The organism is Oscillibacter sp. (genome assembly GCF_032060045.1).
Classification (GTDB): Bacteria; Bacillota; Clostridia; order Oscillospirales; family Oscillospiraceae; genus Oscillibacter.
This window is the reverse complement of sequence record NZ_DAMBZJ010000003.1, coordinates 68418-79098: the sequence shown is the minus strand read 5'-3', so window position 1 is coordinate 79098 and position 10681 is coordinate 68418. Positions and strand designations below refer to the sequence as shown.

The window sequence follows — 10681 nt, the reverse complement described above, 5'->3', positions numbered from 1 at the left end:
ATTCCCATCCTATGTCGAGGACATTCTGGGGCCCTTCCTGTTTGACTATGGCTATGGGCCCTTCCGCTGGTGTTGCCTGAGCCGCAATCCCGAGGATCTGGATAAGACCGACGCGGCCGCCGCGGATTATATTCAGGCCCACAATCGCCGCTATCAGGATCACGACAACTACATTTGGCTGCGGGATGCCAAGAAGAACAAAATGGTAGTTGGAACCCAGTGCCGCATCCTGTACTCGGACGCTATGGGCCGCATGAACATCGCGCTGAAGTTCAACGAGATGGTTCGCAACGGTGAGATCGGCCCTGTGATGCTGGGCCGTGACCACCACGACACCGGCGGAACGGATTCCCCCTTCCGCGAGACTTCCAACATCAAGGACGGCTCCAACATCATGGCCGATATGGCCACCCAGTGTTACGCGGGCAACGCCGCCCGCGGAATGAGCCTTGTCGCGCTGCACAACGGCGGCGGCGTGGGCGTTAGCAAATCAATCAACGGCGGCTTCGGTATGGTGCTGGATGGCAGCGAGAATGTGGACGCGATCCTGCGTATGTCCATGCCTTGGGACGTGATGGTGGGCGTAGCCCGTCGGTCTTGGGCGCGGAATGAGCATGCGGTCTCCACCGCAGCCGAATACAATAAGATGTATGAGGGGCAAGACCATATCACCCTGCCCTACATGGCGGAAAACGACGAACAGCTGATTGACAAGGCGCTGAAAAGCGCGGAGAGCAAGTAACCATCACGAACAAATCCACCCAAAAGGGGCCCTGCATCAGGGTCCCTTTTTCTTTTAATCGCGATGAAAATAAAAAGAACGGTAAGTTAAACAAAAATCTAATTTAAATTGAAACAAGACTGCATTAATTGTATAATAATACAAATTCCAGTGGAGGGGACGGGACCTCCGTCCCGATTCAAAGAGCATGGCTTTGAGAGGAGACCGGAATGAGTAAAATTGTATACAAACTGTTTGGGGCCCCTCAGATCACCGTAGATGGACGAAGCGTTTTTTTTCCCTATGCAAAAATCAACGCGCTGCTTTATTATTTGGCGGTCAACAAAATGGCCAGTCGCGATGAGCTGGGGGGACTGCTGTGGCCCGAAGAGGATGGCGCGGTGGCGCGGAAAAACATCCGAAATGCGATCTACCAAGCAAAAAAATCGCTGGGGGAGGATATCATCATTTCTCCCCAAAAATCAATTCTGCTCATGAACGAGGCGCTGGACATCGAATCTGACACGGACCTGTTTTCCCGGGCACCGCAGGAGAATCTGGAGTGTTATCAGGGCGATTTTCTGCAGGGCTTTTTCCTGAAGGAGGCGGATGCCTTCGAGTTTTGGGTCACGAAAGTGCGCAACGGGTTTCAGGAGAAGTTCGCTGCGGAATGCTGCCTGAAAATTGAGAGGCGCCTTCAGGAGTGCAACTATGACGGCGTGGAAAATCTGATCCGCCGCCTCATTGAACTGGACGAGTTCGATGAGCGGAACTTTCGCCTGCTGATGCGCCTTTATCAGGACACGGGGCGAAGCGGAAAGGCGGTGGAGACCTATTACGATCTGTCTAAGCTGTTGCACCGGGAGCTTGGCATCGATCCCGATAAAAAGACCAAGGAAATTTACGAGCGTGCGTTGGAGCAGATTGACTTCGGCGGGGAAAAGAGACGCGCCCGGGATACGGCCTCGATTTATGGCCGTTATCAGGAACTGGCCGCAATGGAAAAGACGCTGAAGGAGTTTCATCAAAAGCGCGGGGGAACCACTCTTTTAATCACCGGCGAGACGGGCATAGGAAAATCCACCCTGAAGCGCAGGCTTCTGGAAAAGGCCGCGTCGGATTTTGTGATTCTGGAGGTGAGTTGCTTTCAGGTGGAGAAAGACTGGCCTCTGCGGATTTGGAGCGCGGTGGTGCGGACCATTTCCCGGTTGATTCAGCAAAACAGACTGATCCCTCCAAATCTGTGGAAAGAACTGATGTCAGGCGTTTTTCCGGATTTCAACCAAAATCTGCCTGGCAGTGATTATGTGCGAACGCCGGAGAGGTGGTCCATGGCGTCCATGGTGCAGATTCTGCGGGAGGGACTGGAGAAAATCTCTTCGGAAAAGCAGGTTCTATTAGCCATCGAAGACATCCAGTGGATGGACGATGAGAGCTTGGCCCTGCTGACTGCGCTTTTGCTGGAAACAGACCCCCTGCGGGTGATGCTGGTGGCAACCTGCGGTCGGGAGCGCAACCGGGCGCTGGAGGATGCGCTGACCGCACTGCGCCAGAGCGGCCACCTGACCACTGTTTCACTGGAGCGGCTGGATATTGAGCAATGCCACTGTTTTATTGAAGAGGCACTGCCAAAAAAGGAACTGAAAGGCGAGATGCTGGAGCAAGTCTACAATGAGACGGAGGGAAACCCATTTTTCCTCAACGAGTGCGTAGGATTGCTGCAAAAGGGCCATGAACTGAGTACCATGACGCCGACCGCGCTGGAGACGGTACGGAGTCGTCTGCTCTATCTTCAGCCGGATGAGCGCACGCTGGTGGAGCTGCTATCCTTTTTCTACGACGCCACTCCGCTCCGGTTTCTCGCGCGGCTGATGGAGCGGGAGGATGAGCGGATGCTCACCCTGCTGGAAACACTGGAGGACCGGGACATCCTGCGGGAGAAAGAACAGGAAGGGGAAACCGCGGTGCTGTTTTCTCACGTCAAGCTGCGGCAATACATCTATCTGTCTCAGCCCAGCTCCCGGAAAAAGTTAATTCACCGAAAAATCGGTCAGTTGCTGGAAGCGTGTGTAAATGTAAAAAAGCGGGACACCAGACTCAACGCAAAGCTGGTCTATCACTTTTCCGCCGCCGGCGGCCGGCTCAAGGCACTGCAATATCAGATGGATACGCTAAAAGGCTGCCTGAATTTCAACCACGAGATGTTCCCCATCCTGAACAATCTGGAAATGGGGCAGGAGCCTCACGTCTACATGTCCCGGGACCAGATCGGGGAGTTATTCGGTAATTTGGAGACGGGGTTGATAGAGGCGCTGAATCCTCCTAGCGACTCCGACGAGCTGAACCTGCTGGAGACGGAATTTTACTATTTGAAGGGACGCTACCTTATCCGCGAGGGCGAATACGCGGGTGGCGTTGATAGCATTACGCATGTCATTGAAAAGGCCCGGCAGATTGGAAATTTAGACTATGAGCTGGAGGGCTGCAAGCAGCTGATCATCTACCATCTGCAGGTCTACAATCTGGAAGAAATGGCCGAATATATTAAGCTGTCGCTGGATTTGGCGGTGAGGTGCAACTATCATAAAGAAATCGGGATTATTCTCCGACTGAAGGGCTTGTACAACCTGATGGTGGGAAATTACTATCTGGCGGAAAAGCTGTTGACCGAGTCCATCAGTGCCCTCACCATCACGGAAACGGTGGCCAAGCGCTACGCCACCAATGTTGCCGCCGCGTATTGTTACATCGGAGAGATTCGCCAGGCGGAGGAGGACTATACCGGAGCGCTGGCGCTGTTTCAAAAGGCGATCTCCCTGTGTACGGGGCAGAACGTATCCTCCAGTCTTTCTTATTTTTATATCAACGCGGGGAAAACCGCGTACTTTATGGAGTCTTTTTCTGCGGCAAAGTCGTATTTTGAGCAGGCTTACGCCCTGTATGGGCAATTCGATTCCTTCTGGCGCCGCCCGGTTTTGGACGCCTATATGGCGCTTGTGCTGATGCAGGAAGGACAGTATGAGAATGCAAAATGGTGTCTGCGTTCCGCCCAGAACAGCGCCGGAAAGATCAAAGACCCCAGCGAGCTTGGGACCGTTTTGTTTGTCGAGGCGCTCATCCGCCGGATGGCGGACCGGAACGAGGAAATCGGCGTGGTTTTTGCGCAGGATCTGAAAGAGAGCGCTGTGCAGTATTACGCGCTGGCGCTGAAAAATCTAAGCAAATACTGCAACCGCTATGAGCGCAAAACTCTGCTCCGACAGTTTGCCTCGGAGGGGAAACTTGAACGGAATGCCTGATCCGTTGACCGCCAAAACACGGAAAAAATCAAAGCACGGTTCGTTGCTTAGAAAAGACGTTTTGGAAACGCAGAGGCGGCTGTCCGCGGACAGCCGCCTCTGCGTGTTCTGGCCTCATCGAGATGTGTTTTAACACGGAGAAACCCTGCCGCCACAATGACCGCAATCGAACATCACCCCAGGCAGCATCGAAGCTGATGGAGCAAATCTTTTGCTGCCCCCTGTCCACGCAATAGATGGGAAGTTGGCGCTCCGCAGCGTGGGCCTCTGTGGGGTAGGAGACCGCGTAGCCGCCAAGGGACACCGCCAGTGCCGCTGCCAACAGAGCGGCGGCTTTTTTTTTCCAAATAATAATTTTCATAAAATCCCTCCTCAGATAAAAAAAGTATATGAGTGTAAGCCCTGGAAATTGCGCCCAGCCACTGGAAAAGCGGAAAAAGCGTTTTAAGGACAAGGATTATAGGCTTTTAGCAAATAAAGGGACAGGATAAAATTTCCTGAAAAAATGGGTTTGTTTAGAATTGACAAAGCGGAAAAATTCTGTTACAATTTGGTTACAAAATAATTTCAAAGGAGCATATTGATGGCTGAAAGTATGGAGAAGACCTCGGGCCTGACCTATAAGGGGCACCCGCTCCGCCGAGTGGATAATCTGATTTACTACGGCACGATGGCTGAGAAATATATCATTATGATGCAGGTAATGGACAGCAAAAAGGTTCAGGACATGAATGTGGCCACCAAGGTTTCCGTCCAATTACAGTTAACGGACCCGGACCTGAAATCCCGGGATCGCGTGGTGAAGAAAAGTGAAAGAGAGAGCCTGTACGAGGCAATGGACATCTCCGCCGTCTGGCTGGAGCGCGCGTTGGCCGGCAAGCTGTAAGGCAGACCGCTCTCCCACTTCCCGACAAACGAAAATTCGAAAGGAAGCGTACACTTATGAAACACCGTGCAGGCAAAGCGGCAGGGATGTTTGCTCTTTCCGCCGCAATGACGATGCTCCTGGCCGCCACGGCCTCCGTTTCCGCCGCCGATCAAATTGCAATCGGCGTCGGCTGTACCACCGGCTCCAGCCTGCGGCTTCGGGCCGAGGCATCCACATCCTCTTCCGTTGTCACCCAATTGGACAAAAGTGTTGCCGTCTCCATTCTGGGCAAGCAGGACGGGTGGTACTATGTGGGCATTGACGGTAAATCCGGCTATGTTTCCGCCGAATATGTCGTTGAGGATCAAGACGGCGTTTTCACCGCGCCCGGCTGTGTAAACGGCGATGGGGTGAATGTCCGCGCCTCCGCCAATCCTGATGCAGAGGCCGTTGCCACGGTAAATAAGGATACTGCCGTCACGGTGGACGGTTTTGCCGATGGCTGGTACGCCGTGACCTGCCAGTATGGGACCACCGGCTATATCCGCAGTGATTTTGTGGATTTGACCTCAGACGATGGCACTTCCGCCAGTGGTGCGGCCGATATTGCAAAGCAGTATCTGGGCACTCGATATGTCTATGGCGGCTCGTCTCCGAAGGGGTTTGACTGTTCGGGTTTCACCATGTATGTGTTTAAGCAGATGGGCGTGAGTCTGCCCCACAGTGCCACCAGCCAGTGGCAAAGTGGGAAGGGCCAGAAGCTCTACTCCGCATCGGAGTTGCAGTCCGGCGATCTGGTGTTTTTCTGTGATCCCAGTCGCTCCAAGGGCAAGGCGTGTTCCCACGCAGGCATTTATACGGGCGGCGGACAGTTTATTCACGCCTCCTCCGCCAACAGCGGCGGCGTGGTTGTCAGTACGCTGACCAGCGGGTATTACAATACCTACTTTGTGGGCGGTATGCGCGTCTGAGCGTGGTTTACATAAGAGAATGAAATTTACGGCGGACGGCTTTGCTGTTTATAGGGCGTCGTTGCAGCCGCTTGGGCAATATTTTTCGGTAAATTGCGCAATGTTGCGCAATTTGGTGTTTTCTTTTTGCGAGAACTATGATATACTGTTCACAGAAGGATGCTTTACAGAAGAATTCCGCGTTCGTGGGGGCAAGCGTGCGGTGCGGAAAGGGTTCCGTCATCATGGATCATATGTGGGGAGGTATTTAAATATGAGCTATCCGCAGACCGGCAAAGAAGTGTTTATCAGCTTTTCCATTTCCAACACCATGTTTTCCGGCATTGGAAAAGGGACCATCACCAGAGAGGAAGTCTCCGTTGATTACTTAAAAGAACTGTTTGAGAAATACGGCGTGATTGTCTCGGCCAAACCAGAGCAGCGCAGGCTGCTGGAAGAGGTTAACGAGAGCTACGATCTCCAGCTGGAAATTCCGGAAAATTTGCGCATCATCCACCTTTCGGAGAAAAACCGTCGTCTTGTGGTGATCTCCGTTCAGGGGCTGAAGCGGGAAAACGGCTCTCTCTTGCCCGAATATACCGAGAAAGAATTTCAGGAGGCCACCTTCAGCTTTGTGAAGTATTACGTGCAGAGCCGCCACTATGACGAGCTTCTGGCGGAGAACGCGAAGCTGAAACGGGATCTGGAGATGGAAGTTGCATGGCGCACCAGAGAGAGCGACATCTAAACCCTTAAAAAAATCCCTATGGCTGAATTTTAAAAAGAATGCGCCCCGCTATAAGCGGGCGGCGGGGCGCGCACAGCGTGGGATAGATTTTCGCAAGCGTATGCGGCGAGCCTTTTATAAGCTGAAAAGAGCAGGCCGCATAAGCGGCCCGCTCTTTTGCGAATCCGGTGATTTACCGTGGCTCCCTTGGTCCCGGGCGAAATTCTTCGCCCTGTTTTGTCATGACCAGCGCCCCAGCAGACAGCTCCGTCAGTCGAAGAGCAAACTCTTCCGCGCCGTTTTGAGGAAATGCGGCATGTAACGTGACGGTTTCGCCGTAGTCCGCGTGTTCAATCGCGGCGCCTGCGGTCCCCAACTCGAGCTTGACTCGCTCCAGCAGAGGATAGGGACAGGGGATATCCCACAGCGTCCAAAGGCTTACACGGCTGACACCGCCGTCGTCCAGCGCGTCCTTGGCGCCCTTGGAGTAGGCGCGGGTCAATCCTCCGGCTCCAAGCAGCACACCGCCGAAATACCGCGTCACCACGCAGCAAAAATCGGTAATGCCCTCCCGCTGAAACACGTTCAGCATTGGCTGCCCCGCTGTGCCCTGCGGTTCGCCATCGTCAGAGTAGCGCACAATCCCGCCTCCACGGATGGAATAGCACCAGCAGTTGTGGCGGGCGTCGTAATGCTGCTTTTTCGTTTCCTCAATGCGGGCGCGGGCTTCGTCCTCGCTTTCTGTTCGCCAGAGGTGGCTGATAAACCGGGATCGCTTTTCCGTAAATTCGCTTAACCCGTCCGCAAAGGGGACCAGATACTCGTCCATACCGTTCCTCCTGTTTGGGCGCCACCACAATTTTTCGAGATGCCATTTCGGCGTTTTGTTCCGGCGTTATTCGCCGTCCGTGTCCGCCGCCTCCTGCACATAGGGGGCCAACTGCCCTAAAACCCGTGGGGCGCACACGGCGGTCACGTCGATGGTGTCGTTATATTCTACCAGCTCCACCTTCGCCTCCCGATACAGCATGTCAAGCATTCCACCCTTGTCGTAGGGCAGGTGAATGACCACCCGTCGGGCACCTTTGTCCAGTCTCAGGTCGATAAGGTGCAATAGCTCTTCAACGCCCGCCCCGGTTTTGGCGGAAATGGTGACCATGTCCTCTCCCCGGGGCAGAATTTCCCCTCCGGAGAGATCGCTTTTGTTAAATACTTCAATTTGGGGCAAATCGCTGGCGCCTAGCTCCCCGACCAGCTCCTCCACAACCTGGGCCTGCTGCTGCCATTCTGGATTGGACACATCGATGACGTGAAGCAGAAGGTCCGCATATTCCAGCTCCTCCAGCGTGGCTTTAAACGCCTCCACAAGCTGATGTGGCAGCTTCCGGATGAAGCCCACGGTGTCGCTGAGAATTACGTCCTGGGTGTCGCTGATGGTCAAAAGGCGGCTGGTGGTGTCCAGCGTGTCAAACAGGCGGTTGTTGGCGGGAATCGCCGCACCGGTAAGCCGGTTTAAAAGTGTGGACTTGCCCGCGTTGGTATAGCCCACGATGGCCACCACGGGGATCTCGTTTTTCCTACGCTGCTGGCGCTGGGTGCTCCGCACCCGGCGTACGTCTTCTAGATCCGCACGAAGCTTGTCGATTTTCTTGTGAATCAAGCGCCGATCTGTTTCAAGCTGGGTTTCGCCGGGGCCCTTGGAGCCGATGGCTCCCTTTCCGCTGGTGCCGCCCTGACGCTCTAAGTGGGTCCACATGCCCGTCAGACGGGGCAGAAGGTACTGATATTCCGCCAACTCCACCTGAAGGCGGCCCTCCTTGGTTTTGGCCCGCTGGGCAAAAATATCCAGAATCAATCCGCAACGGTCCAGCACCTGAATGCCCAATAGTTCGGTCAGCACTCGCTGCTGGGAAGGGGAGAGGTCATTATCAAAAATGACCATGGTAGCCCCCACGTTTTCACAATAGAGCTGCACCTCCGCCACTTTCCCTTCGCCGATAAAGGTCCGAGGGTCGGGCTTTTCACGGTTTTGGAGGATAATTCCCTCCGTTACGCCGCCGGCGGTATCCACCAGAGCGGACAGCTCCTCCATGGTGGTTTCATCGGCGGTTTCCTCTTTGCGCAGTACCGGGGAGTTTAGCCCCACCAGCACCACTTTATCTCTAATTTCGTTTGTTTGTTGCATAAATCTCCTTTTTCCGCCTGTGGCGGTTATGCCTGATAGGCCTCCACGACCTCGCCGACATACGCACGGTGCCAGTCGCCCTCCGGATAGAGGGGCATAATCGCATCGGCGTCGATGACAAACTCGGGCAATATGTCCTGAGCGTACAGCTTATGGCACACGAAAACCAGTTCCGCCTCGTCGAAAAACGGGGCGTCGCCCGCACCGTAGCAGAGCGTGAGGCCGCAGGCCGCAATTTTGTCTGTATCACGACCGCTTTTGGTGCCGCAAAGAGTCAGCGCGTCCTTGCGGTCCTCGGGCAAGACGGACACGGTGAAATAGTCGTGGTTCTCCATAAATTGAAAGGTATGACGGGAAGGACGCACGTACACCGTGCAGACGGGCTTTCTCCAAAGGGTGCCCAAGCCGCCCCAGCCGATGGTCATGGTGTTGCAGGCGGTTTTGTCTCCCGCTGTCAGAAGAGGGGTTCGCCCGGGGAACAGGCGCATGGCCTCCATGGAAAGTTCCCTGGGACTCACAGATTTTAAGCGCATGACAATCTTCTCCTTTATCGTATTAATTGTGATTATATTATATCCGCTTTGTCTGAACCTGTAAAGCGGATAAAGGCGCAAAAGCCCCGTATCCTCACGGATACGGGACTTTGTGAACGTGTCGTCGGTCTTAGTTGTGCAGGCCGAACTTCTTGTTGAACTTGGCCACGCGTCCACCGGTATCAACCAGCTTCTGCTTGCCCGTAAAGAAGGGGTGACACTTAGAGCAGACTTCCACCTTGATATTCTTCTTGGTAGAACCTGTCTCAATCACATTACCGCAGGCGCAAGAAATAGTAGTCTGCTGATAATCGGGATGGATTCCTTCCTTCATTGCTCTCGTTCACCTCTTTCGATCCAATCGCTAATGCCCCTTACAAAGGCACAAGTAAGTCTAACACAGTTTTTGGAGGATTGCAAGGTTTTTTTGAAGAAGATTTCGGAATAATCGACATATCCGACGGAAATTGCTCTGGGATAAAAATCAGATGGTTTAAAAAGTGAGAGAAGAGAGGGAAAGCACGGAGGGACGCGAGAAGACACAAAAGAACCCCGGCAAAGCTTTGAGGACAGCCGCCGACCAGACCGCGGAACTTCACGAGAAATTAGCAGGAGCAGACAGGGCCTTTGCAGTCATTGAACGCCGATTGAATCTATAATAAAGCAGACAAACACGTCAGGCGGTGCGAGGAAGAAAGGCGCGTCTGCTTAACAAAAGGGAATGGGAGGAAAGCGAGATGAACAAGGAACTGAAAGAATATCTATGGGACGGCGAGATGATCCGCTGGAGTGGACGGTCCGCGCCGGTTCCTCTGCTGAGTCAGCAGGAAAGAGGAAAGATTCTTGTCAGGTGGGCAATCACACTGGTGTGTATTTCCGTAATTTTGGGAATTTACAGCACGGGAAGTGGCGCGCTCAGCGGGAAATTTGCCGCGCTGGTGACGCTGGCGGCCACGCTGGTGATTGCTGCGCCGTGGTTGGAACGGTGGAGCGTGATGGGGATGAAGTATTATGTCACGGACCGCAGAGCCATTCTGCTTACCCGGGACAAGAGTGTATATTATATGAAACTAGACGAGGTGGACGACGTGAAGCGAGTTCGCATTCAGCCGGAGGCAGACGCACTGGTGATGGGTAGCGCCATTTTTGAGGACGCGGACCGCCGGCCCCGTTTCAGGGCGTGCAATCCCAAGACGGACTTCCAGAGCGCGGAGGGACAGGACCGAGCCGAAGGTTTGGTTTTTTATGGGCTGAGGGACGCTGAATTTGTGGAGACGCTGCTTCGCCAGCCCGCTTTGGACCAGAGGTCCGCAGTGATTTAAGGGCATCTGAGAAAGGGCGCGGGACGAATTTTTTCGTCCCACGCTCTTTTTTGCAATTTACGGGAAACAATTGTGG

The 10681-nt window shown here is 54.0% G+C and carries 10 protein-coding genes and 1 pseudogene; 6 read left to right on the top strand and 5 right to left on the bottom strand.

The annotated features are described in order from the left end of the window. Both RT018_RS02300 and RT018_RS02295 read left to right on the top strand, forming a co-directional pair. Positions 1-742: pseudogene (locus RT018_RS02300) on the top strand (urocanate hydratase); the annotation flags it as partial. Positions 743-951: 209 nt separating this feature from the next. Next, entirely contained in the window at positions 952-4020 is a 3069-nt protein-coding gene (locus RT018_RS02295) for an AAA family ATPase (protein ID WP_312938928.1), read from the top strand. Between the two features lie 28 nt (positions 4021-4048). Here RT018_RS02295 and RT018_RS02290 read toward each other — a convergent pair whose 3' ends face one another. Continuing rightward, positions 4049-4381: a hypothetical protein gene (locus tag RT018_RS02290; protein WP_312938927.1), complete on the bottom strand. Its 333-nt coding sequence runs from the start codon at positions 4379-4381 to the stop codon at positions 4049-4051. A gap of 222 nt (positions 4382-4603) precedes the next feature. Between RT018_RS02290 and RT018_RS02285 the strand changes: the two genes are divergently transcribed. From RT018_RS02285 to RT018_RS02275, 3 genes are all read left to right on the top strand, one after another. After that, entirely contained in the window at positions 4604-4906 is a 303-nt protein-coding gene (locus tag RT018_RS02285; protein WP_312938926.1) for a hypothetical protein, read from the top strand. 56 nt (positions 4907-4962) lie between these two features. Beyond that, on the top strand, positions 4963-5859 hold the full coding sequence (locus RT018_RS02280) for an SH3 domain-containing C40 family peptidase (protein WP_312938925.1): 897 nt from the start codon (positions 4963-4965) through the stop codon (positions 5857-5859). 253 nt (positions 5860-6112) lie between these two features. Continuing rightward, positions 6113-6586 carry a hypothetical protein gene (locus tag RT018_RS02275; RefSeq protein WP_312938924.1) on the top strand — a complete coding sequence of 158 codons (474 nt, stop codon included), beginning with the start codon at positions 6113-6115 and terminating at the stop codon, positions 6584-6586. A 172-nt stretch (positions 6587-6758) separates the two neighbouring features. On the opposite strand, the gene RT018_RS02270 is transcribed toward RT018_RS02275, so the two are convergent. The 4 genes from RT018_RS02270 to rpmE all read right to left on the bottom strand — a co-directional run bounded on the left by RT018_RS02270 (position 6759) and on the right by rpmE (position 9617). Beyond that, positions 6759-7394: a YigZ family protein gene (locus RT018_RS02270; RefSeq protein WP_312938923.1), complete on the bottom strand. Its 636-nt coding sequence runs from the start codon at positions 7392-7394 to the stop codon at positions 6759-6761. A 66-nt stretch (positions 7395-7460) separates the two neighbouring features. Continuing rightward, positions 7461-8750, bottom strand: a complete 1290-nt coding sequence (gene hflX / locus RT018_RS02265) for a GTPase HflX (protein ID WP_312938922.1) — start codon at positions 8748-8750, stop codon at positions 7461-7463. A 26-nt stretch (positions 8751-8776) separates the two neighbouring features. After that, complete coding sequence (locus RT018_RS02260; RefSeq protein WP_312938921.1) at positions 8777-9283, bottom strand: flavin reductase family protein; 507 nt, start codon at positions 9281-9283, stop codon at positions 8777-8779. 130 nt (positions 9284-9413) lie between these two features. After that, on the bottom strand, positions 9414-9617 hold the full coding sequence (gene rpmE / locus RT018_RS02255; protein ID WP_312938920.1) for a 50S ribosomal protein L31: 204 nt from the start codon (positions 9615-9617) through the stop codon (positions 9414-9416). A 403-nt stretch (positions 9618-10020) separates the two neighbouring features. On the opposite strand from rpmE, the gene RT018_RS02250 reads away from it, so the two are divergent. After that, entirely contained in the window at positions 10021-10605 is a 585-nt protein-coding gene (locus RT018_RS02250) for a hypothetical protein (protein WP_312938919.1), read from the top strand. Positions 10606-10681: the final 76 nt, after the last annotated feature.